The following is a 24,461-nucleotide window of genomic DNA, read 5'->3' as shown; positions in this document are numbered from 1 at the left end:
TCTCCTCAGTTCTTGTTGTTGAAGCCCGCGTCGACGGACAAGGTCGTGCCGGTGATGTAGCGGCCGTCGTCCGAGACCAGGTAGAGGACGGCGTTGCTGACGTCCTGGCAGGGGAGCAACTCGACTGGCATGGGGTTGGTTATGTCGGCTGCGAGGTGCTGGTTCGCTTCGACGAAGCCGATCATCGAGGCGGCGGTGATCATCGGCGTCTCCACACCGGACGGGTTCACCGTGTTCACACGAATCGAATGTGCGGCAAGGTTATTGGCGTACGAGCGCATCAACCCGACCAGGCCGTGCTTGGAGGCGACATAGCCGAGCGCGGCCCGGGACGGACCGAGAATGCCGCGCAGGCCGGCGGTGGAGCTGGTCAGCACGATGGCTCCGCCCCGACCCCGCGCGATCATGGAGGGCACCACAGCCTCCAACGTGTTGAAGATGCCTGTGAGGTTGATGTCGATCGTGTCTTGCCAGGCCTCGTGCGCCTCGTCGACGGCGAAGAGGGCGACGCCGGCGTTCGCGATCACGATGTCGATCGGGCCGAGCTCCGCTACGCCCTCGCGGATTGCTTCCGCGAGTTGGTCCTCGTCACGCACGTCGGCCTCGACGCTGATGCAACGCCGGCCGAGGGCCTCGACCGATTTGCGGGTATCGGCGAGGTCGTTCGGCGACGCCAGTTCGTAGCGAGCCGACGCGAGCGGTTTGCACATGTCCAACGCGATGATGTCGGCGCCCTGCTCGGCGAGCAGCAGGGCGTGGCTGCGGCCCTGACCGCGGGCTGCGCCGGTGATGAAGGCGACTTTCCCGTCGACTCGTCCCATTTTGCAGTCTCCTTATGGTTGGGACGACACGGCACGGTGACGTTGACAAAGATCCGTGGGTTCGTCCGGGGTGAGCGGACCCGGGGCTCGGGGCCGTCTTGGGGGGTTGTCAGGCGTTAGCGGACCGACGCGGGCCGGGATGCCGGGAAGGTGTCGCGGAGCCGATCCAGCACACTCGCGTCCTCGATCGTCGGCGGCACCTGAACGGGTTCGCCATTCGCCAGGTTGCGCAGCGTCCGGCGCAGGATTTTCCCGGACCGCGTCTTGGGAAGTTGGTCGACCACCACTGCGGTGCGGAAGGCGGCCACAGCCCCGATCTGGCTGCGGACCATGTCGACCAGCTCGCTGACGACGGTCTCCGGATCGCGACTCACCCCGGTCTTGAGCACGACCAGGCCCACCGGCGACTCCCCTTTGAGCGGGTCGGAGACACCGATCACCGCGCATTCGGCCACATCGGGATGCGCGGCGAGAACCTCTTCCATCGCGCCGGTCGAAAGCCGATGCCCCGCAACGTTGATGATGTCGTCGGTGCGGCCCAGGACCCACACGTCCCCGTCCGTGTCGAGATGTCCGGCGTCGCCGGTGCGGTACCAACCGGGAAAGTCGTCCAGGTACGACGCGCGGTACCCGTCGTCGTCGCCCCACAGGGTCGGGGCGCACCCGGGGGGCAGCGGTAGCCGCAGTGCGAGGTTGCCGGTCTCACCAGCCGACAGCGGTACGCCGTCGTCGTCGAGCGCCCGGATCTCGAAACCCGGACTCGGTCGGCCTCCCGAGCCGGGCTTGAACGGCGTCAGTTCGCCCCCGCGGAAGCGCGCGGTGATCGGCCAGCCTGTTTCGGTCTGCCACCAGTTGTCGATGACGGGCCGGTCGATCCGGGTCTGCAGCCATGTCGCGGTCGGTGGGTCGCACCGCTCGCCGGCCAGGAAGACCGCACGGAGAGAGGAGATGTCGTACCGGTCCATCAGCTCGAGCTCCGGGTCCTGCCGCCTGATCGCGCGAATCGCCGTCGGCGCGGTGAACAGGACATTCACTTGGTGCCGGGCGATCACGTTCCAGAACGCGCCGGCGTCCGGGGTGCCGATCGGTTTGCCCTCGTACATGACCGTCGTCAGACCCGCCAGCAGAGGCGCATAGACGATATACGAGTGACCGACCACCCAGCCGACATCCGATGCCGCCCACAAGACGTCGCCGGCCTGCAACCCGAAGATCGTCGGGATTGACGCCGCGAGCGCCACGGCGTGCCCGCCGTTGTCCCGCACGACGCCCTTCGGACGTCCTGTCGTGCCCGACGTGTGCAGGATGTACAGCGGGTCCGTGGCCGCGACCGGCACCGGTGGGTGTGGGCGGGCCGCTGCCGCTGCGGCCAGCAGATCGTGGTCGCGGCCCGGGTGGAGCTCGGCGATCGCCTGCGGGCGCTGCAGCACGAAACAGGCCTCGGGGCGGTGTCGCGCCTGGAGCAATGCGGCATCGAGTACCGGCTTGTAGGCGACCACTCGGCCCGGCTCCAAACCGCATGACGCGGCGATGATCACGCGTGGCTCGGTGGCATCGATCCGCGCGGCGAGTTCGGACGCGGCGAAGCCGCCGAACACAACCGAATGGACTGCCCCCAGCCTGGCGCACGCCAGCATGGCAATCGCCGCGTCGGGCACCATCGGCATATAGATCACGACGCGATCGCCGCGGACGACGCCCACGGCCGCCAGCGCACCAGCCACTTTCGCGACACGGTCACGCATTTCACGGTAGGTGTAACTTGCGCTCTCGCCGGTCATCGCACTGTCCCAGACGAGGGCGAGCCGGTCGCCGGCGCCCGCCTCGACGTGACGATCGAGACAGTTGTAGCTCGTGTTCAACCGGCCGCCGGGGAACCACCGGCCGTACGGACCGGTGTCCCCGTCGAATACCGCGGTCCACGGGGTGTCCCAGTCGATACTTGCCGCCTGCTTGCCCCAGAAACCCAGCGGATCCGCACGCCAACTCTCGTACAGGCTGCTGTAGCTCGTCATCGAGATGCTGCCGTGTCCCGCACGTGCAGGAACCGTGTGACTTGCGCCGCGACGGCATCGGGGTGCTGCTGGTGTGGTGCGTGTCCGGCCTGGGGGTAGACCGCCAGCTGAGCGTCGGGCAGCTCCCGGTAGAGCAGCCACTGGTTCTTGACGGGGAAGAAGTGGTCGTCGTCCCCGGAGACGATGAGCGTCGGTTGGTGCAGCGTGCCGAGTCGGGCGTAATGGTCGGTCTTGCCGCCCATGAAGTCCATGATCAGCCCGGCCATCGCCTGGATGGTCGCCGGTGCGACGAGCGGTTCGCGGTCGGTCCGCAGGGCGTGGCGGTCGATGTAGGCCTGGGTTTCGGTATCGCGACCGTCGGCGAAGAACAGGTAGCGGATGTCTTCGAAGGAGTATTCGGGTTTGAGGGCGATGTCGAAGACAATGTCGGTGTGCGGGTCGGTCTCGGCGTTGCCGCCCGGACCGGTGCCGACGAGGACGACGCTGCGGACCAGTGTGGGTTCGCGCATCGCGAAAGCCTGCGCCACGAAGCCGCCCATGGAGAATCCGAGCACGTCCACGACGTCATGCCCGAGCGCCCGAACGAAAGACGCAGCGTTCGCGGCCTTCTCGTCCACGCTGGTGGCCGCAGACCCGGTGGACGAACCCACCGCGGCATCACTGAACAGAATGACGTGCCGGTGCTCGGCCACGGCGTCGACGAACGCCGGATCCCAGTCGTCGAGCGTTCCCCGGAAGCGGTGCAGGAAAACCAACGGCGCCGTGTCCCGGTGCTGGTCCTGTCCCACCTCCCGATAGGCGTAGCGGACGCCGTCGACCTCGACGTACTGGGTCGGTATCTGGACCGAAAGGTACTGCTGGACAGCTCGATCGCTCACGGAAGAACTCATGTTGCACCTCATCGATTGACAGCGAGTAGTCGGCCGCCCTGATGGCGGCCGTCGGCGCCCTGTCCGCCGGCGGTCAGGGCGATCCGCGCGGTGATCCTCGCCTGCGGTTCGGAAGTCAAATGTAACCCTAGTCACTTCCATCATGCAAGTGACTTCTCGGGAATTTGGCAGCCGACACCATCTATCCCAGCTAAATGCGCATGAGGGCAAGGGTTTCCGCGGTGTCGTGAAGATCTACGGTGGCGGTCATCGCGCTGCATCCGTGTCTCGATGCTGGAGAGCATGGAAAGGTAAAGGCATAGCGCTCACCCGTCCCGCAGCGGGTGGCCGTGTTTGGCTGGCGGTTTCCGTCGGGTCTGCGGTACACGGCCGCAGCGCTGGCCGGGCGGGACGGTGACACGCGTACGCCGGTGCTCCTGCACCGCAGTGGGTCCGCGTCGACCTCGACGCGACAGGTGTCACCGCAATGGCCGTGACCGCGTCACGGTGCGCGTCGCACAACCGGCCCGGCCCTGCTGACCCGTCGGGAAGTGGACTATTCGGAAACGCTATCGGGGAAGGCCGTCTGCGTGTATCCGCCGCGCAGGGTGCCCTCGATGTAGCTCGCCTTGCACGCGCGGCGGGCGATCTTGCCGCTCGACGTACGAGGAATCGAGCCCGCGGGCACCAGCAGGATGTCGCGCGCGGTGACCCCGTGCCTGGTCGACAACGCGGCCCGCACGGTGTCGGCGACGGGCTGCGGGTCGGCCTTGCCCGCACCCGGTGCGCGCTCGGCCACGATCACGAGTTGCTCGGCCGAATCGTCCGCGTCGTAGTTCAGACCCGACTGCGTGTTCTCGAACACGACGGCGGGCAGCTGGTTGGCCGGGACCGCGAACGCGGCGACGAAGCCGGACGCAGCGCGGTGCTGGCCTCCTGCGCCGAGAACTCGAGGTCCTGCGGGTAGTGGTTGCGGCCGTCGACGATCACGAGGTCCTTGACGCGGCCCGTGATGAACAGCTCGCCGTCGATGTACACGCCGTAGTCGCCGGTGCGCATCCAGTTGGCGTCCTCGGGCGTGCCCTCCGCGTGGCTGCCCTCGGCGAGCCGGTTGGTGAGCTTGTTGTGGAACGTCTCGGCGGTCTCGTCGGTACGACCCCAGTACCCGATGCCGATGTTCTCGCCGTGCAACCAGATCTCCCCGACCCGGTCGTCGGGCTGCTCGATGCGCGACTCCGGGTCGACGATGGCAGCCCACTGGCTGCGCGCGACGTACCCGCAGGACACCTGCGGAATGGCGTTCTCGGCGTCCTGGTCCACCTTCACGACGCGGCCGGCGTTGAGCTCGTCACGATCGACGTAGATGACGCGGGCCTCGTCCGAGTGCCGGGTGGAGGACACGAACAGGGTGGCCTCGGCCATGCCGTACGACGGCTTGATCGCCGTCTTCGGCAGCCCGTACGGTGCGAACGCCTCGTTGAACTTGCGCATCGACGACGTGGTGACCGGCTCGCTCGTACAAAGCGTCACCACTTCCCGGTCGACATTATCCAGCGCTGCGTGTGGTTGTACTTACGCTTCAGCCTCAGCTTCCGCGATGTGGAGGAGATGATGCTCGAACACGGTGTCCTACGAAATGATCTGGCGCTGGTGCGCGAAAGTCGGGCAGGACTGGGCGTGCCCGGCTGCGGCACCGCCGGGCACGACCCGGCGACAAGTGGCACGTCGACGAGGTCCTTTTTGACGATCGACGGCGAGCAACGCTACTTGTGGTGCGCGGTCGACCAGCACGGCAACGTGCTCGACGTGCTGGTGCATGCCCAGGCGCAATGCCAACTGCCAGGCGATCTTCCGGGAACCGCTCAAGGCCCTGCCATACGTGCCGCGGGTGCGTCACCGATAAGGCCGGCCAGCTACACCTCGCGCATCGCGACGTGCTCGGCTCGGTCGATCGTCGACGATCCAAGAACTGAACAATCGAGCGAGAACTCGCATTAGCCGAAACGGCAGCGCGAGCGTGCTATGAAACGCTTCAAGCGAGTCGACTGCGTCATCGACGAGCGCATCCATGGTCGGCGGGAGCACCCCGAGACCGGGCCGGGTCAAGGAACATTGCCACCGGCGTCGTACGCGTCGGGACCGGCACCGCGGCGCTGCGCAACGTCTTCAACCGGCCCCGGGTCAGCTCTACCACTGCCTGCACACCTGGCCAGACCTGCGACGCGCCGAAGGCGTCTCCCCGCGATGCCGGCACACCCGAACCGGTCGCGGCTTGACTCTTACGCTGATCTGAGGTGTAAGCGGTCCGTCGACGCCACCACATCCGGCGACTCGGTGTCCAGTTCCAGATTGGCCCGTACAAATCCGTGCCGTCGGCGCGGGTGATGATGCCATCGCGGCGGCCGCCGAGGGTGTGAAGATGCCGGCGGGCGGCGGATTCGTCGGCGCGCACACGCCAAAGCTCACCAGGGCCCAGCCATGAGTGGGCTCGTCGGCGGGTTCGGCGATGAACACTCATGCAGAACTACTATCGCCGCAGTCGTCGCGTCGCTGGTCGCCTCGTGATCCCACAGCCCGAACCTGGGAGGGGACCTGCAGTAGTGGGGGTCTGTGGGGATGCGGTGCAGGTCCAGCCGCCAGGTGTGGGTCGTTTTGCTGAGATAGTCGTAGGTTTCGCCATAGTCGAGACCCGATTCGAAGAACACAACCGGCACCTCCGGTTCGACGCGGCGGGCGAGGTCGAGGACGGCGAGGGAGTCCATTCGGCCGGGTATTGGCGGGCGGAACCTGGATGCCCAGAGCGTACCCGCGGTCAATCTTCATGGCGCCAGTTCGAGTCCGGCGAGGGTCCGCTTCTGGCCGACGGTGACGACCGAGCGTTGGGTTACCCGGCAATGGTCGGTGGCAAGAGGGATCAGGTGCATATGGTCCTCATCCCCGGGTTAAGGATGGTCGACATCGACGAACTCCGACTCTCTACCATCCTGACCGATAACGAATAGCTATTGTCCAATACTTCCCATGACCACCGAACCGCCGCCGAGCCGATCTAGCCGCTTTCGATGGCGCGCAGATCCTTGCGAAGAATTTTGCCAGCAGCGGACTTCGGGACGATGTCGATGAACTCGACCGTTCGAACCTTCTTGTGCGGGGACACACGCTCGGCGACGAACGCGATGACACCGTCCTCGTCGATCGTGGCGTCGGCCTGCCGTACGACGAACGCCTTGGGCACTTCTTCGCCCTCGGAGTCCAGAACGCCGATGACGGCGGCGTCGGCGATCTCGGGATGGGTGAGAAGTAGGGCTTCGAGTTCGGCGGGCGGAACCTGGTAGCCCTTGTACTTGATGAGTTCCTTGAGCCTGTCGACAATGTAGACGACGCCCTCGGGATCGGCGACGGCGATGTCACCGGTGTGCAGGTACCCGTCGGAGTCGAGGGTCTCCGCCGTTGCAGTCGGGTTGTTGAGGTAGCCTGCCATGACGTTCGGCCCCTTGACCCACAGCTCGCCCGGCTCGCTCAATCCCTCTACAGGAAGGTTGATTTCATTGCCGCTGCTTGGGTCAACCAGTTTGTTCTCGGTGTTGGCCAGCGGCTGTCCTACAGAGCTGAGTGGCATGTCGTCGCGGTCGAACGGGATGATGTGGCTGACCGGGCTGAGCTCGCTCATTCCGTAGCCCTGACGCACCCGCGTGTTCAAGCGTTGGGCGACCGTCTTGCCAAGTTCCTCGTCCAACGGTGCCGCGCCCGAGAAGATGGTGTGAACACTCGAGAGGTCGTACTCATCGATTAACGGGTTCTTGGCGAGCGCCACAGCCACTGGCGGGGCGATGAAGAGGTACGTCAGCTTGTGTTCGGAGATGATGCGCAGAAATTCGACGAGGTCGAACTTCGGCATGGTTACCAAATGTGCGCGCAGCTTGAGGGCGATATTCAGCAACACTGTCAGGCCATAAATGTGAAAGAACGGCAGTACCGCCAGGATCGCGTCGTTGCTGTCGATGCCCACTCGCGGTTCCATCTGCGCGATGTTGGCCACGAGGTTGCGATGGGTGAGGATAACGCCTTTCGGCACACCTGTCGTTCCCGAGGAATAAGGGAGCACGGCGACGTGAGTTGCTGGATCGAACGAGACCTCGGGGACAGGTGCGCCCTCGGCGAGCAAATCCCGTAAGCTTTCGTGGCCCTCAGCGCCGTCGAGCACGATCACATGATCAGCATCGATGCCGACGTGCTCGGCGGCGGCCATCGCCTGCGTGTAGAGCGTTGACACGGTGAACAGGAACTTCGCGCCCGAATCGGTGAGCTGCTTCGCGATATCCTCAGCCGTGTACAGCGCGTTGATCGTCGTCGCGGTTCCGCCGGCGCGCAGGATACCGTGCAATACCGAGGCGAACGCGGGCACGTTCGGTGAGTGGAGCCCGACAACGCCACCGACTTCGAGTCCACGTGCAGCCAGAGCACCCGCAATGGCATCGATCTGACCGATCAGCGTCTTGTAGGTGCTCACAGCGCCGGACGTGCCGTCGATTAGTGCGGGCCTATCGAGATCGGACCCGGCGATGGATCCGAACAGGTAGTCATAGACGTTCAGTTCGGGAATCTCGACATCGGGAAAGGGGCTGTTGAAACTCACGGTTCTCCTTGATGGAAAGAGCGTCGAGGTGGCCAAAAGATCGGTACACGAACGAAGTTTCGGTGTACAACGAGCAATCGAAGTCATCCCGGAACCTCGGTCGGGTCCATTCATAAACAATCATTCGGGCGATGTCAGTCCAGGAGGTCGGGATCAGTTCGGAGAATCTCATCCCAAAGCGGCTGGAATGAGAACCACCCAGCGTATGGGCTTCCGGTCTGCTCTCTGGTGAACATTGCGTTCTCGTGATCGATCAGAACTGGTGTGCCGGCCGCCTCGGCCAGCAACTGCGCTTGGCAATTACGTTCGGAGCTGATGAACCACCATGCTGCCTCAGCGACCGACTCGCCGACCGTGAAAATTCCGTGGTTGCGGTGCAGTGCCATACGCTGGCCGATCAAGCTTTTGCCCAAGTTCCGACCGACCTCCCGATCGAGCACTACAGCGCCCGCCCCTTCGTTGACCACGACGTGATTTCCGTAGAGTGCGCAGGCGTCTTGTGTGATCGGATCGAGCAGGCGCCCCAACGAGGCCCATGCCTTGCCGTGTACAGCATGCGCATGGCAGGCTGCCACTACGCCGGGATTGGCTTCGTGAATCGCTGAGTGGATCGTGAATCCAGCTGCATTGACGGGACGATTCCCCTGCCGAACGGACCCCTCATGATCGACGAGTATTAGGTCGGAGACGCGAATGTGCCGGAAGGACATTCCGAATGGGTTCACCCAAAACATGCTTGGATACTCCGGGTCACGCACTGTTATGTGACCGGTCACGCCCTCCCCGAAACCGAGTCGCCCAAAGATTCGGAAGGCACCAGCGAGCTGCTGCTTGCGGTGTCGACGCTCGTCCTCGCTGCTCGCGAACGTGGGCGGTCGGGGTAACGAGATCCCGGACTGCTTGGGTTCCAACATGGGCAGTGGGGAAGCGTCCTCGGACGCGGTGACGAAAGTACGGTTCGGCGTTTTCATAGCAAACTCTGATCCCTTCGAAGGGTGGCTTTCAAGAATCAACAGCATTGAGCAGTAACATTTGTGGAGACAATCGCCACACGAAGCTGCGGTTCTGCAAGGTGCGAGTGTCGAGTGGTTACGAGATCAACTAATATTTTTGACAACCCGCCGCATCGGATACCCACAGCGCAGTTCGGTTACTCTAGTGCAGCGTGGGGGTAAGTATTTTGATAGTCGACCTGTCACCGGTGACCACCACAAGATTGGGTGATGTCCTACGACGCACACTTTCGGGGCTCATGTGCGAGCGCTGTAAGTGCCGCCAGCCCATAAATGTGATTGGGAGAGGTGGTGCCTTGCTCGAGTCGGGCCAACTGAAACCTTGCGGCACCCCGAAGCCTATAGTTGTACTCGCTCATTTCGATTGAGAAGGCGGTCGCAACGCTTTCCGGGGCTGGCACTCCAAGCGGATCCCAGAGAAGCGCAAAATCGAGGATGTCATTGTCGTTAAGGCTGTTCCACATTTCATCCTCCTTGGGGTGCTTGCACTGATTTCGTCCGCAAGTTCTCTAGATCGTCAGCTGAATGGCCAATTCACGTAACAAATCGTTGCGGGTTTACGGGATGGGTGAGGAACCGCGCCGGCGGTGCGGGTATGCGTTCACCAAACTGTGTATCTCGGCTTCGGAACAGGTCGACTCAGGGATGACCTGCCACAATCGCTCGAGGAACCGGCGCCGCGTCATCCCGAACTGCATAAGGATCTCCTCCTCGGAAGCGCCTCCGTACGGCGCCCACATGGTGGCGAACCTAATCAGGCGCTCCGCCTCGATGTCAGGATGGGTGCGCTTGCGGTTGGCTTCAATCCAACCGGCACGGCGCCGTTGACGCCACTGGGGAGAGTTCACGGAATTTCACCTCTAGTCGTACTGGGGAAGTCCTCGGAAGTATGGGGGAACGCCAGGCGTCCTCATCCTGACCGTTCAGTTACTTATTGCACGCCGCACTAGCGCTATCTCGTCACAGGAGAGCGCACCCGCTTTCACGCAGGCCAACATCTGTTCAGCGTATTACGGCGGTCCGCCGGCACCCGGAACGAAACACCTTGCCTGGCGGACCGCCATGAACAGGAGCGCTCGGGCAGGCGCGTCGCCGGTCCCGGCAGGCTGGATATCCTCATCGTCGGCAGCATGCGTCGCCTGCCATGCGCCGCAGTGTGGCACTACGACAGTTGTCCTGGAGCGACTCGTACAGGTAGATAGGACCAGCGTGTCGGAACAGAAGCGCTGCGCGGGCTCGAAGCAGCTCCGCTAAGAACTGTTCCCACCTTCAAAGCCCGCCAGCAGCCTCGCAACAGGCACGGAGCGGGCAACAGTAGCCACACATGTGCTTTGGGTATGTGGATTACCTGAGCGCAGCAATGCTTCGGCCCAACATTGCACACACGACGCGACCTGACCGGGGTTATTCCGCCAAGAACTGGCGGGCGTGTGAGAGGAAGCGCTCGGGGTATTGGAATTGAGCCCCGTGGCCGGCGTCTGGGTAGATCAAGAGCTGTGCGTTGGGAATGTTCTGAGACAGATGCCAGGAGTTGATCGTTGGAATCATCACATCGTCAACCCCATTGAGCACGAGAGTCGGCTGGGTAATCGCCTGCAGGTAAGCAAACGGGTTGTCGCCGGGTAACGGCGGCAGATAGGCCGCCGAAGCTTCCGCCTGCGCCTGCGCGACTTCAGGCGAGCTGGGCGGATCCTGGTCGACGCGCAGATGTCGCCGATCCCAGAACGCCAATCCTGCCCGCTTGGCCGCTTCCGAGCGCCCGAAGAACAAGTACAAGAAATCTTCCGCAGTAGGTACGGGGTTAGGCGCAACCTCCAGCGCCTTCGGTTCCATCTTGGGATCGCCCCCGCGCAAGCCGGTTCCGAGGAGCAAAAGCTTGCGCACCAAGCGGGGATGGCGGAGCGCCACCTCCTGCACCACAAACCCTCCGATAGAGAACCCGAGAAGGTCGACCTGAGGAAGGTCGAGCGCTTCGATGACCGCGGCGACATCGTCAGCCATGTCCTCGATGCGGTTCCGGGGGACACCTGTCGACGAGGCGATGCCTCGACCATTGAACAAAATGACTTCTCGATCCTCGGCCAACCCGTCTGTCAAGATTGGATCCCAATGATCCAGTCCGGCACGAAAGTGCGGCACCAAGAAGATCGGCACGCCAACGCCCGCCGCTTTACCCCAGCGCCGGTAGGCGAATTTCTCACCATCGACTTCGACGAAGCGGGTCGGTGCGGTTACGTGTGTATCGGTCATGGCTGAACGTCCTTTCAATCGGTATTTGTCTAATCATGATGGCCGTAATCTAACGTGTCAAGACTTTTGATGATGGTCGACATCCATGTATGATCGCTGGACCCAAACGTCACTGGACGGCGAGAGGTCGAACCGTATGAGGGTCACCAAGGAGCAAGCCCGAGCCAATCGGGAGCGTGTCGTCGCCACAGCCTCGACGTTGTTTCGCGAACACGGTTACGACGGAATCGGCGTCGCAGACCTCATGGCGTCCGCCGGACTCACGCACGGCGGGTTCTACAAGAACTTCCGCTCCAAAGCGGCCCTGATGTGCGAATCCGCGGCGAGTGGATTTGAGCAGCTCTTGACCAAAGTGGCCGACCTGGATATTCCTCATTTCGTCGACTACTACGTTTCGCGGACGCATCGGGACTCCCGCGCCGATGGGTGCACCTTGGCCGCCCTGGGCGGAGATGCGGCCCGTCAACCCGATGAGGTCAAAACAGCGTTCGAAGCCGGGATCGAGACCATGGTGGCGATTCTGCAGCGCGCAGCGGGCGATGAAAACGACCCTGCGTCACGTGCACGAGCGATCAGCCTCCTAGCCGAAGGCGTCGGCGCAATCGTACTGTCGAGGGCCTGTGCAGACTCGTCGGAGATGTCCGACGAGATACTCGACGTGTGCCACTCTGCTATGCAATTCCGCGGTGCATAGCCTTCCTGAAGGTCGTCAGCAACACTACGCAATCGCCGATATGGCTGGGTGACAACGTTACACGTGAATTCCCGCTATCCCGTAGTACGCGCAGCCAGGCCGCCGGATGCAAGACACGGCGGCCTGGCTGCCGTGTTATTGAGGGTGCAGTTCATGGTGGTTGTTGGACGAAAAATGCTGCGGCGCAGACCTTTACAATTAGGCCGTCGATCCCTAGTGTCGTACGCCATAAATTCGTGCTTTAACTTGATATCCTGAGGCATGCCTCGAACCGGACGCCCGAAGGCTGAGTTGATGTTGACCGATGACGAACGCGAACAACTCGTTCGATGGTCGCGGCGAGCGAAAACCCCACAATCGTTGGCACTGAGGTCGCGGATCGTGTTGGCCTGCGCGGAGCCGGGGATGACCAACAAGCAAGTCGCGGCAGACCTGGGGATATCCGCTAACACGGTCAACAAATGGCGCGGGCGCTTCGTCGACCGACGCCTCGACGGCTTGGTCGACGAACCTCGACCGGGTCGTCCGCCCTCGATCTTGCTGGACCGGGTCGAAGACGTGGTCACCGCGACACTGGAAACCGCCCCGGCCAATGCGACGCACTGGTCGCGTACCTCGATGGCCAAGCGCACCGGCCTGTCACCGTCGACGATCGGCCGGATCTGGCGCAAGTTCGAACTCAAACCGCATCTGACCGACGGGTTCAAGCTTTCCACGGATCCGCAGTTCGTGGACAAGGTCGTCGATGTTGTTGGCCTTTACCATAATCCGCCCGAGCATGCCGTTATCCTCTGTGTGGACGAGAAGAGCCAGATGCAGGCCTTGAACCGTTCCCAGCCGGTGCTGCCGATGATGCCCGGCATGCCGGAACGGCGCAGTCATGACTACGCCCGCAGCGGCGTCACCAGCCTGGGGGTACCTCCCTGGACGTAGTCCTTGGGGGAGTCGCGGCGTTCAACATCGCCGACGGCACGGTGATCTCCGAGCTTCATCGACGTCACCGGGCCGTGGAGTTCAAGAAGTTCCTCACCGCGATCGACAAGGCCGTCCCCGACGAGTTGGACGTGCATCTCGTCTGCGACAACCTGGCCACCCACAAGACGCCGGCAGTGGGCGACTGGTTGGCCAAGCACCCACGTTTTCACGTCCACTTCACCCCGACCGGGTCCTCGTGGATCAATCAGGTCGAGCGATGGTTCGCATTCCTGACCGATCAGCTGCTCCGCCGTGGTGTACACAAAAGCGTTGCAGCACTGGAGAAAGACGTTCGCAACTGGATCAAGACCTGGAACGACGACCCGAAGCCGTTCGTCTGGCACAAGACCGCCGAGGAGATCCTCGATTCCCTCGCCAAATATATCTCACGAATTTCTGACGCGGGACACTAGTGTGATCAGTGTCATAGCCTGGAGCTCAACGGGAGCCCTCTTCCGGCAATTCTGACGTCGCGTTCTCTACGCCCGGTTGTTCGTCCTGATCTAGTCGGACCGGGATGGGGGATGGACATGTCAGCGGTAACAGCTTCGGTGTTCGAACGACGGTCACACAACTTGCCGGCTTTCCCGGTGAGCATTCGAGAATCATTTCGAATCGAAGGAGAAATCAATGGAACGTCTTGCTGGAAAGGTCGCCTTCGTCAGCGGAGCGGCCCGTGGACAAGGCCGTAGTCATGCGGTCCGGCTCGCCGAGGAGGGAGCCGACATCATCGCTGTCGATTCGTGCGCTGACGTGCATTCCGCCGCTTACCCGATGGCCACCCGGGATGAATTCGATGAGACGGTCGCACTCGTGGAGAAGCTGGACAGGCGAATCGTGTTCCGAATCGCCGACGTTCGCGACAACGAGGCGGTCGCGGCGGCGCTGAGCGACGGTGTCGCAGAACTCGGTCGTCTCGACATAGTGGTCGCGAACGCTGGAATCGTCAGCAACGCCCCCATTGCCGATCTGGGACCTGGCATGTGGGGCGACGTAGTCGACATCAACTTGACCGGCGTGTACAACACTGCCCGCAACGCCGTGCCCTACCTGATTGAGGCTGGGTCGGGTGCAATGGTTTTCACCGGCTCGGCGCTGGGCACGCGTCCTATGCAAAACTCCGCTCACTACGTCGCCGCCAAGGCCGGTGTTGTGGGCCTGATGCGAGCATTGGCGCTCGAATTGGCACCGCACCTGATTCGCGTCAATACTGTCAGCCCGAGCATGGTAAACACGAAGATGATTCACAACGAGGCCATGTACCGTTTGTTCCTGCCTGACATCGAAACTCCCACACCGAAACAAGCGGAAGAGGCCTTCTCGATCAGCCCCATGCCTTTTCCATGGGTGGAAGCGAACGACGTGTCCAATGCGGTGGCGTTCCTAGTCAGTGAGGAGGCACGCTACGTGACAGGCCAGGATCTCAAGATTGATTGTGGCTTCAGCCTCGGCTGATCACAGCACACTACGGTCGACCCAGAGCAAGCGACCGTAGTGTGCTGTGCTGTGGCGGTGCTTGTAGAGCCGCACGATCCTCGACACCATACCGCCACCGAGCCGGCAGTGATAATTTTTGAACCCTTCTAACCATGCCGGTCGCTGTTGACCGTGAATCTATGTGCGTTGATGGCCTGTCGACTGTCAGGCGGCCCTGAACCACCATCGATCGGTGGGGATGTTCGATGTCCCCACCGCATCAGGCACCAGCGGCGGAGCGCCCTCTCGCAGGGCAGGTATGTCCAAGCTGTGATTCACCCACACTCGGGGTGGCGGTGCTCGCGGACGCTGACGCGTTTGGCGAGATCAAGGCGGTCGTTGAACTGCTGATGCAGACACGTCCCGTGTTCCCAGTCCAGTTGGTGCCACTGCCGGGTGTTCGGGTCTGTTGAAGTACGCGCGCCGGACGTCGTGGGAGTCCACGAAGATCGGCCAATCACCCGCGGTAGTGGGCGGCGAATCGGCCGACGTGATTGAAAACGGTGTGCCACCGCGGTCACCGTGCGTTCGACCGCAGCGGCCCCCTGCGGTCCAGGCCCGGGCCGACCATCAGCTCGCGGATGGACCAATCAGTGCCCTCGACGAGCAGTTCGTATCTGCACAGTGGGTTAGGGGGCGGTCGCACTCCATGCTCTGGGTTCCTCGGACCGGTCGACAATGGGGGCTCATGTCGTCCGCTGGCCCAAGGGGCGCTCCAGAGCCTGACGAGGAAGCGCCCGGCTCCGTCCGGGTCGGAGCAGCCCCGGCGGGGACCCGGACGTGCGCTGTACCGAGCAGTGCGGCGACCGCTTCGACGTACTTGCGGTCGGCTCGTGGTAGGCGAACAGCAGGTTTGCGATCCTGTGCCGCGTCTCGGCAATCCCAACGCTCATCCCCGAGACCTCGGCATGGGCGGCCTGCCGATGGCGAGCCAGTGCTCGACCGCAGTCGTTGCCGTGTGGGTGCTTAGCACCGTGTGGACCTGGAAGCGCATAGGGGTGGCGTAGTCGAGAGACTCCGCAGTGGTGGTCGAGCCCGGCGACGATCACTGGAGACTGGATGCGGTAATAGAAGAGGTCCTTGGCTTGTGGACTCCGATCCAGGAGAGCCGAGTCTGGTCCAGGTGTGCCTCGACCTCGCGCGTGGCGTGCGCGCGCGGGTCCGCGGAAGGGCAGGACGAACTGCTCGACGATGGCGGGGACGTGCTGGCCGGCGTCGTCGAGGACCGCGTCGATCGGGCGGGTTTGGCGGTCGGTCCAACCGGGCCTCCTCTCGCCCGGCTATTGGTATCTCTGCATATCAGTTCTCAACGTAGTACTTCGACATTTCGCAGCTGGCACTCGGCCCCACAAGCCAAACCCGACATAGGAACGAATTATCGGCGCATACGGTGTGGCTTTAGTGAAGCAGTACGCACCGTCTTATTATTGGCTACGTTGACCTGCCAGCCCCGGCAATTAGGCGTTCGAGGTAGTCGACGTCTTCACGGAGTCTGGCAATTGCGCGGGCGGGGCCGTCCTCCGCTACTGGCCCGTCGCTTCCGTGGCCGCGCTCCAGGGAGCGTCCGGCCATGTCGCCGAGTTGTTTAGCGACAGTTTCGTCGTTGCGCGCGTTCCCTGGTTGGTGCCACCATGCTATCCAATTGAGCATGCCGATAATGCCCAGGGCTGCCGATCTGGAATCAATGGGTCTTAATTCGCCGGCGCTGATGCCGTCTTCGATAACGCGAATGAATTCCTTTAGTACCTGACGTCGACCCTGCTCGAATGTTCTGGCGAGGTACGGGGGCAGTTCGGCTTCGGATCGAACGATAAGCTGGAATTGATTGGGATTCCGCGCTTGATGAAGGGCGATCGTGGTGGCCATACTGCGAAGCCTTTCCGAGGGGCGGAGATCGAGGCGGTCGTTGATCTTTCGGAGGTGATCGGCCGGAGTTTGCGTGGTTTCGGACACTAGGCGCGCGAGTAGTTCATCCTTGTTGGCAACGTAGTGGTACAGCGCGGGGCGCGTGAGACCTGTGGCGTCGGCTATGTCTTGCAATGTGGTTCTGGCGAATCCGCGTTCGGCGAACAAGCGCGTGGCCTGAGCGAAGATCTGCTTTTCGACAAGTTCGCGGCGTGGGCCAGTGTGGGCCTCGCCACGCGCATCGACGCGGGTCGATTGCGTCGCGACGTAATCGACCCCGCGGCGGGATCTGCGTTCAACCGCTTTGTCCTCGCGCGTCATATGTGAACCCTGTCCTCATGGTCGTTCGTTGTCGGAGTGGCGTAGTCGACCAGCCCGCTGCCGACAAATTGCGCTGTCAGCAGGCCCTCGATGTCCGATAATATCATCCGCGGTGACGAAAGTCTGTCACTTATGTCAATAATTTGCTCGGCTCCGGCGGTAGCGAGTCGACTCGAAGCAGGGAGTGCTGATGACCATCGATTTTAACGGGCAGGTCGCGATCGTGACCGGAGCAGGCGGGGGACTGGGCCGGGCACACGCTCACGCCCTGGCCGCGCGCGGGGCACGCGTCGTCGCCGAATTACCGCGTTAGGAGGGTCGGCTGTGGCCGACCACAGTGATGTGACGGACTATGACCAGATCGTCGCGATGACCGATCGGACGGTTGGAGAGTGGGGAGGGTCGACATCGTGATCAACAACGCTGGGATCCTGCGGGATTCGACATTCCGTAAAGCGAACCTCGATGACTTCCGCCGTGTCCTCGACGTTCACCTGATGGGAGCGGTGCACACCTGCAAAGCCGCGTGGGAGCACCTGATCTCGCAGGGCTACGGCCGAATCCTGATGACCACTTCAGCCTCGGGCATATACGGCAACTTCGGCCAGGCGAACTACGGGGCCGCCAAGTCCGCCCTGGTGGGGCTCATGAACGTCCTCGCGATCGAAGGCAAGCCGAAAGGGATTCGGGTCAATGCCCTCGCACCTCTCGCCGCAACGGGGATGACCGAGGACATCTTCGACGCCGAAACGGCCAGCCTGCTCACGCCGGAGTCCATCACGGCGGGCGCGCTGTTTCTCGTCTCCGACGACGCGCCGACGAAAACGATTCTCGGTGCGGGCGGCGGGACCTTCGCGGTCAGCGCCATGGTCGAAGCGCAGGGAGCGTTTCTGCCCGTCGATGCGAGGGCGCCAGAAGACGTCGCTCGGCAATGGGATTCGATCAGCGACAAGAGTCTCGCCTCGGGTACCGACAGCATGACCGATCAGGTTCGACACATCGTCGAGGCTGCAACTCGCGGCTCGACCCACCTCTGAAGCCCATCGCTCCCGCGGCAAACTCCACTCTTGGAAGCGGAGGTCGCCCGGCGCAATCCCGCCTGGCGACCTCGGCATTGCTGGGGTGTCCGTGGTGTCACGGCGGCATGCGTGTCGAAAGTTTTCCTGTCAGTTGTGTTGACAATTAGTCACCGCTGACGACAAGATGATGTGCATCACACCCCCGACGCCCACTTCTCTCGGACCGTCACATTGAAGCCTCAGGAGCCCTACATGTCGTATGTCATCGGAATTGATGTGGGAGGTACCTTCACGGACGCCGTCCTCGACGACGGTGCCGGAACTCTCGTCGCCGCGAAGGCCCCGTCGACGCCGCCTGACTACTCGGTGGGTGTCCTCGAGACCCTCGAGCAGCTCTCGGCCCAGCTGGAGATCTCCACCGAAGAGATGCTGGCCGACACGCACCACATCGCGCACGGAACGACGTCCTCGCTCAATGCGCTGGTGATGGGCAATGTCCCGGACGTGGGCTTCATCGCCACCAAGGGCCACCGCGACTCGATTTTCATCATGAACGTCGAAGGCCGCTTCCTCGGCCGCGGCTCGTACGAGTTGCAGAACCCGATCATGCAGGACAAGAACCACAAGCTGCTGGCCAAGCACCTGGCCAAAGAGGTGACCGAACGAATCGATCGCGACGGTAACATCGTCGTCGCCCTCGACGAGGACGAGTGCCGCGACCGCATCCGCACACTCATCGGCCACGGCGTGCGTGCGATCGCAGTGTCGCTGCTCTGGTCGTTTCGGAATCCGCAGCACGAACTGCGGATAAAGGACCTGATCCACGAGATCGATCCCGACGTGTTCGTGGCGCTCTCCAGCGAAGTCAGCCCGCGAATCCGTGAATTCGCGAGGCACTCGACTACCATCATGAGCACCCAGGTCGGCCCGGGGCTGCGCAGCTACCTCGACCACCTGCAGGGCGAGCTCGACGCACGCGGGCTGACCGGACCCCTGCTGGTGATGCAGAGCAGCGGCGGCGCCGTTACGGCAGCCGAGGCACCCGACCAGGCCATCTCAACGGTCGGTTCGGTTCTGACCGGCGGTGTCATCGGATCGATGGCGCTGGCCAAGCAGCTCGGGCACTCCAATGTTATCGCCACCGACGTCGGCGGTACCACCTTCCTCACCGGCCTGATCGTCGGCGGGGAGCCGGTTCGCGACTCGGTGACGGTCATCAACCACCATCCCATCAACGTTCCGACGCTTAAAGTCGACGCCATCGGTTCCGGCGGCGGTGCCATCGCCTGGGTCGACGAAGGCCGTAACCTGCGGATCGGACCGAAGAGCGCGCAGGCCGTACCCGGCCCTGCCTGCTACGACCAGGGCGGCACCGAGCCGACCAACACCGACGCAAACCTCGTACTCGGCATCCTGCCCGAGACCGGTTTGCTGGGCGGGAAGAAAGCGCTGAACAAGGAGCGCTCGCGTGAGGCGATCCGGACCCGGATCGCCGAACCTCTCGGCCTGTCGATCGAGGACGCCGCAGCAGCGATCTACGCCGCCCAGACCGCGCAGACGGGCGATCTGCTCCGCAAGACCGTCGTCGAGGCCGGCAAGGATCCCCGCGATTTCGTGCTCTACGCCTTCGGCGGATCGGGGCCGGCGTTCTGCGCCGCTTACGCAGCCGCACTCAATGTCAGAGAGGTGGTCATCCCCCTGGGTGCCGTCGCCTCTGCGTTCTCGGCATTCGGGCTGGCCTCTTCCAACGTCGTTCTCACCCGCGAGATGTCCGACCCTGCATTCGCGCCGTTCGACCCCGAGTCGGTGGACAAGGTTTTCAAGGACCTCGAAGAGCAGGTACTCGCGGGAATCGACCGCCAGGACGTGAAGTTCGACCACGTCGACCTCACTCGCGAGATCGACATGCGCTACGCGATGCAGCTGGCCGAGGTCCCCGTCGAGGTCCCGGACCACGACGATTTCCCGAAGGCGCTCGAAGAGGTGGTCACGCTTTTCGAGCGTCGCTACGCCGAATTATACGGCGAGGGAACAGGTTTCCGTGAGGCAGGTATTCAGTCGATCACCTATCGCGTTCGTGGCACCGGCGTTCTCGGCACCGCGCCCCAGCTGCCGCCGCTCGCCGCCGCACCCAGCAGTGATTCTTCCAGTGCGATCAAGGAGGCCCGCCCGGTTTCGCTCGATCTCGAAATCGGATTCGTCGATACTCCCGTCTACGACTATTCGAAGTTGGGTGCCGGTCACGTCATCCACGGGCCCGCGATCATCGAGGTGCCGACCACCACAGTCGTCATTCCGCACAAGCGCACAGGCACGGTCGACAGCCTCGGCAACCTGATAATTACCAACTAGGAGCTCGCCATGCCAATGCCAGTCCTCGGATCCGACAAGTTCATCAGCCGCCCAGTCGACCCGGGCGAACTGAATGATTCCCTCAAATCGCTCATCCCGGTGCACACCGTCACCGATGAGCAGGTCCGCAACATCGACCCCCTGACGTACGAAGTGGTACGACATCGCCTGTGGTCGGTCACCAACGAGATGGGCGAAGCTCTCATGCGTATGAGCGGCTCCCCGATCGTGACCGATGCCAACGACTTCGACTTCGCCCTGAGCGACGAACTCGGACAAGAAGTTCAGGTGGGCCTGTACAACACCATGCTCGTCGGCGCTGTCGACCTGGCCATCTACTGGACTCTGCAGAATCGCGTTGTCAACCCGGGCATCGAAGAGGGCGATATGTTCCTCTGCAACGACCCTTGGGTGGGCGGCGGACTGCACCAGAACGACGCGATGGTCTACCAGCCGATCTTCCACGAAGGCAAGCTCTTCGCCTGGACGAGCGCAGTCGCTCACCAGGCCGACCTGGGCGGTGTCGGTCTCGGGTCGTTCTCTCCGGCAGCAGAAGACGTATTCTCCGAGGCACTGCCGACCCCGCCGGTAAAGGTCGTGCGTGGCAACGTCGTGCAGGAAGACATCGCCGACATGTGGGTACGCCGCTCGCGCGTACCGATGATGGTCGGACTCGATCTGCGCGCGAAGGTCGGCGCCAACACCGTCGGCCGCAACCAGCTGTTGCAGATCATCGACCACTACGGTGCCGACACGGTCAAGGCCGTGATGAAGCGGATGATGAACGACGCCGAGTCCCGTCTGCGGAGCAAGCTGACCAGCGTGCCGGACGGCAAATGGAGCGCAACCGGATACCAGGATCAGTCCCACGAGGGCGACCGCGGCGTACATGGCATCACCGTCACCATGACCAAGGCCGCCGATCACCTGACATTCGATTTCACCGGCACCGACCCGAGCTCGGGGGTGATCAACTGCACCTACGCCGGACTGCGAGGCGGCATCATGCTGGCAGTGCTCCCCCACTTATCGGGTGATATTCCCTGGTCCACCGGCGGAATCATGCGCTGCTTCGACATCATCACCGAAGAGGGAACGATCAACAACGCAACGTTCCCCGCTGCGGTGAGCCGCGCACCGATCGGTCCTGCTTGGCTGACCGGCAACCTTGTCGCAGAGTGCCTGTCGAACATGCTCGAGACAGCGGATGTGACCAACGGGCACGTTCAGGCCACGTGTTGCGGTACGTGGGACACCGCCGTCATCGCCGGCTTGGACGAGCGCAACGGTGCCTCGGTTCCGTTTCTGTCGATCATGATGGAACCGATGGCCGGTGGTTTCGGCGCCCAGCCCCACGCCGACGGAATGGACACCGGCGGACTCCTCGGCATCCCGATGGGCCGGGTGCCCGACGTCGAGATGACCGAACTGATGTACCCGGTGCTCGCCCTCTGGCGGCGTGAAGAGATCGACTCCGGCGGCCCCGGCCGTCACCGCGGCGGCGTCAGCGCCTCGCTTGCACTCGTTCCGCACGGCACCAGTACGCCGATGGGTCTGGTGCTTGCCTCGGCAGGTAAGGCAGTGAGTCAGAACAGCGGTCTCTCCGGCGGCTATCCCGGCAACTCCGGCCGCGAGACGATCATCCGCTACGGTGGTCTGCAGGAGATGCTGGCTAACGGGCAGATCCCCTCGACCATCGACCAGCTCGACGGCACGACCGAGCTCTGCCCCTGCTATGGGCGCACCTACCTCGCGCCCGGGGATGTGTTCGAGATGCATTGGCAGGGCGGCGGCGGATACGGCGATCCACTCTTCCGCGAACCCGATGCCGTCGCCAAGGATGTTCGCGACGGCTACGTCAGCACGGACGCAGCTCGCGAACTCTATGGCGTCGTCCTCGACGACGCGCTCGCGGTGGACACAAACGCGACGAACGCGCGGCGAACGGACATCCTGTCCACGCGTAAGTCCCGCTCGCCACAGGTCTCGTCGTACGGCCCGGCTTCGCCGGATTCGGTGACGCGGACTCGTCGTCTCGACGACAACCTGGCACTGGCCGAGACCGCCGATGGTCCTGGTGTGATCTGCGTCCACTGCTCGGCGGTGCTCGGAGCGGATCACGAGCAGCCGCTGTCGGTGCTCACGTACGACGGCAAGCCCAGTGAAGCCGGACCGCGAATCGTTGAGGACACCTCCCTTTACGTCGACGACGACGTGGTGTTCCGTCAGCTGTCCTGCCCGAGCTGCTCGGCGGCGTTCGCCTCCTCGGTCGTACCGACCCGTCACACGGATGACATTCGCTGGCTGAGCCGCGCACTCGCCGAGTGAGCTGATCGATCGCCCGCGAACGACTGCGAGTGATCGCGGAACCCATGGGTCGCGGTCGGAGGAGTGCCTCCGGCCGCGCCCCCAGGTGGCCGCCACACTGTGCGCAACTCGATACGCAACTGTGCTGACCAGGCTTGACGGGAGTCTGACAATTATGACAATCTTTTGTCATTAATGACAATCACGGAGGTTCACGCCATGTCCATCAACAACCCGGAATCGGGACGATGAGCCCGCGGACCGTGGCCGTCCTCGGTGGAGGCCCCGGCGGTGCCTACGTAGCGCTCCTACTTCAAATGAAGAACCCGGAGATGACCGTCACTCTCTACGAGGAGTGGCCGGCGCAGGCGACCTTCGGCTTCGGAGTCGGGCTGAGCACGAGTACGCAGCAAAGCCTCGGCCACAGTGACCCGAAGACATTCGAGATGATCGCCAACTCGTCCTACCAGGGCCACGGCGCCCATCTGTTCGCCTCCACCGGATCGGTCCGTTTCGGCGGCAACAGCCAGACTGCTATCGCCCGCGCGGATCTGCTTGAGATTCTCTACACCAGAGCGAACGAAGCCGGAGTCGATCTCCGATTCGGCGAACGTGTGTCGATCGACGACCTCGACGCCGAGGTGATCATCGCAGCCGACGGAGTCGGCAGCCGTACCCGAACGGAACGCAGCGAAGAATTCGGTGCGAACGTCGAACTCGGCCGCCAGATGTACCTGTGGTGCGGAACCGACTTCCCGCTCCCCGACGCCTTGTTCGCGCCCGCAGAGACCGAGCACGGACTGTTCACCACGCACGCATACCCTTACCGCGAGGACCGGAGCACGTTCCTCGTCGAAACCGACCCCGCAACGTGGCGCGCCGCCGGCTTCGACGCCACCGCCGAAACGATCGCACGTGGCGAGTCCGACCAGGTGGCCATCGACTACCTCGAAAAGACATTCGAGGAACAGTTGCAGGGGCATCCGTTGTTGGGCAATAACACCCGATGGACGCAGTTCCGCAACGTCAAGTGCAAGACCTGGCACCACGGGCGAATCGCGCTGCTCGGCGACGCCGCGCACACCGCGCACTACTCGGTTGGATCCGGCACGAAGCTGGCCATGGAAGATGCGATCTCCCTCTCCACGGCCCTCACCGAAGAGGCGAGCGTCGAAGATGCGTTCGTGCGGTACGAGACAGAACGCCGACCCTCCGTCGAGCGACTGCAGTACCTCGCCGAACGCAGCCAGTTCTGGTGGGAGTCCTACACCCGCCGACTGGACTTCACACCAGCACAGATGATGCTCTCGTTCCTCACCCGGGCCGGCAACACCTCCCTCGAGGCATTCCAGTCACGCGAACCCGACGTCTTCCGCGACGCGATGTCGGTACACGCCCAACGCGACTTCGACGGAATTGACGCCGGAACGACCATCGCCCAATGGGTCATTGAACAACCGTTCTCCCACGGCACGGTGCGCACCGTCTCCAGGCTGACCGACATGGACAACTCCGACTGGCAGGCCGGCACCGTCGAGGTCGACATCGTAGATCCCTGGGGCGCGGCCGCAGATGCCCTGGTTGAAACCGTGAAGTCCCGCTCGGCCGACGGGGCGCCCCTGATCACCCTTACCGGCCCGCCGACCCGCCCCGCCCTGCTCGAGCGACTCGACATCGCCGAGCGGATCCGCCTCGAGCTGGGCATCCCCGTTCGTGTCGCAGCGCCGCAGGCGCTCACCGACGACCTGGCCGCCGGCCTTGCCTCGTTCCGTACGGACCTGATTTGTTTCGACACGAGAAGGATTTGA

General features: G+C 63.2%; 14 protein-coding genes and 3 pseudogenes. 8 read left to right on the top strand and 9 right to left on the bottom strand.

What is annotated here, in order from left to right; genetic code table 11:
- Positions 1-5: 5 nt before the first annotated feature.
- From H0B43_RS01365 to H0B43_RS01350, 4 genes and pseudogenes are all read right to left on the bottom strand, one after another.
- On the bottom strand, positions 6-821 hold the full coding sequence (locus tag H0B43_RS01365) for a mycofactocin-coupled SDR family oxidoreductase (protein ID WP_185729631.1): 816 nt from the start codon (positions 819-821) through the stop codon (positions 6-8).
- A 116-nt stretch (positions 822-937) separates the two neighbouring features.
- Positions 938-2,836, bottom strand: coding sequence for an AMP-binding protein (locus tag H0B43_RS01360; RefSeq protein WP_185729632.1), 1,899 nt, complete (start codon positions 2,834-2,836; stop codon positions 938-940).
- The gene (locus H0B43_RS01355; RefSeq protein ID WP_185729633.1) at positions 2,833-3,726 is read right to left on the bottom strand and encodes an alpha/beta fold hydrolase; all 894 of its coding nucleotides are present in this window, start codon (positions 3,724-3,726) and stop codon (positions 2,833-2,835) included. The genes H0B43_RS01360 and H0B43_RS01355 overlap by 4 nt, the downstream gene beginning before the upstream one ends.
- 535 nt (positions 3,727-4,261) lie before the next feature.
- A pseudogene (locus tag H0B43_RS01350) lies at positions 4,262-5,220 on the bottom strand (AMP-binding protein); the annotation flags it as partial.
- Between the two features lie 45 nt (positions 5,221-5,265).
- Here H0B43_RS01350 and H0B43_RS01345 point away from each other — a divergent pair.
- Complete coding sequence (locus H0B43_RS01345) at positions 5,266-5,703, top strand: IS6 family transposase (protein WP_185729634.1); 438 nt, start codon at positions 5,266-5,268, stop codon at positions 5,701-5,703.
- A gap of 464 nt (positions 5,704-6,167) precedes the next feature.
- Here the strand turns inward: H0B43_RS01345 and H0B43_RS41220 are convergent, their stop codons facing one another.
- The 4 genes from H0B43_RS41220 to H0B43_RS01325 form a co-directional block, all read right to left on the bottom strand.
- Positions 6,168-6,467: a phosphoadenosine phosphosulfate reductase family protein gene (locus tag H0B43_RS41220; protein ID WP_252189882.1), complete on the bottom strand. Its 300-nt coding sequence runs from the start codon at positions 6,465-6,467 to the stop codon at positions 6,168-6,170.
- A 287-nt stretch (positions 6,468-6,754) separates the two neighbouring features.
- Entirely contained in the window at positions 6,755-8,341 is a 1,587-nt protein-coding gene (locus H0B43_RS01335; RefSeq protein ID WP_185729635.1) for an AMP-binding protein, read from the bottom strand.
- Positions 8,342-8,475: 134 nt separating this feature from the next.
- On the bottom strand, positions 8,476-9,360 hold the full coding sequence (locus tag H0B43_RS01330) for a class II aldolase/adducin family protein (RefSeq protein WP_252189883.1): 885 nt from the start codon (positions 9,358-9,360) through the stop codon (positions 8,476-8,478).
- A gap of 1,398 nt (positions 9,361-10,758) precedes the next feature.
- Positions 10,759-11,604 carry an alpha/beta fold hydrolase gene (locus H0B43_RS01325; RefSeq protein WP_185729636.1) on the bottom strand — a complete coding sequence of 282 codons (846 nt, stop codon included), beginning with the start codon at positions 11,602-11,604 and terminating at the stop codon, positions 10,759-10,761.
- A gap of 136 nt (positions 11,605-11,740) precedes the next feature.
- Here H0B43_RS01325 and H0B43_RS01320 point away from each other — a divergent pair, with 136 nt between their 5' ends.
- From H0B43_RS01320 to H0B43_RS01310, 3 genes and pseudogenes are all read left to right on the top strand, one after another.
- Positions 11,741-12,298: a TetR/AcrR family transcriptional regulator gene (locus H0B43_RS01320; protein WP_185729637.1), complete on the top strand. Its 558-nt coding sequence runs from the start codon at positions 11,741-11,743 to the stop codon at positions 12,296-12,298.
- A 261-nt stretch (positions 12,299-12,559) separates the two neighbouring features.
- Positions 12,560-13,686 (top strand): annotated as a pseudogene (locus H0B43_RS01315) (IS630 family transposase).
- A 217-nt stretch (positions 13,687-13,903) separates the two neighbouring features.
- Positions 13,904-14,728 (top strand): mycofactocin-coupled SDR family oxidoreductase, encoded by an 825-nt coding sequence (locus H0B43_RS01310; protein WP_185723612.1) that lies wholly within the window; start codon positions 13,904-13,906, stop codon positions 14,726-14,728.
- Positions 14,729-16,180: 1,452 nt separating this feature from the next.
- Here the strand turns inward: H0B43_RS01310 and H0B43_RS01305 are convergent.
- Positions 16,181-16,975, bottom strand: a complete 795-nt coding sequence (locus tag H0B43_RS01305; RefSeq protein ID WP_185723611.1) for a TetR/AcrR family transcriptional regulator — start codon at positions 16,973-16,975, stop codon at positions 16,181-16,183.
- Between the two features lie 190 nt (positions 16,976-17,165).
- Between H0B43_RS01305 and H0B43_RS01300 the strand changes: the two are divergent.
- The 4 genes and pseudogenes from H0B43_RS01300 (at position 17,166) to H0B43_RS01285 (ending at position 24,461) form a co-directional block, all read left to right on the top strand.
- Positions 17,166-18,012: pseudogene (locus H0B43_RS01300) on the top strand (SDR family NAD(P)-dependent oxidoreductase).
- Positions 18,013-18,246: 234 nt separating this feature from the next.
- Positions 18,247-20,346, top strand: a complete 2,100-nt coding sequence (locus H0B43_RS01295) for a hydantoinase/oxoprolinase family protein (protein WP_185723610.1) — start codon at positions 18,247-18,249, stop codon at positions 20,344-20,346.
- A gap of 9 nt (positions 20,347-20,355) precedes the next feature.
- Positions 20,356-22,674: a hydantoinase B/oxoprolinase family protein gene (locus H0B43_RS01290; RefSeq protein WP_185723609.1), complete on the top strand. Its 2,319-nt coding sequence runs from the start codon at positions 20,356-20,358 to the stop codon at positions 22,672-22,674.
- A 227-nt stretch (positions 22,675-22,901) separates the two neighbouring features.
- Positions 22,902-24,461, top strand: coding sequence for an FAD-dependent monooxygenase (locus tag H0B43_RS01285; RefSeq protein WP_185723608.1), 1,560 nt, complete (start codon positions 22,902-22,904; stop codon positions 24,459-24,461).

This window comes from Rhodococcus sp. 4CII (assembly GCF_014256275.1).
Lineage (GTDB): Bacteria > Actinomycetota > Actinomycetes > Mycobacteriales > Mycobacteriaceae > Rhodococcus_F > Rhodococcus_F wratislaviensis_A.
This window is presented reverse-complemented; position numbering and strand designations above follow the sequence as displayed.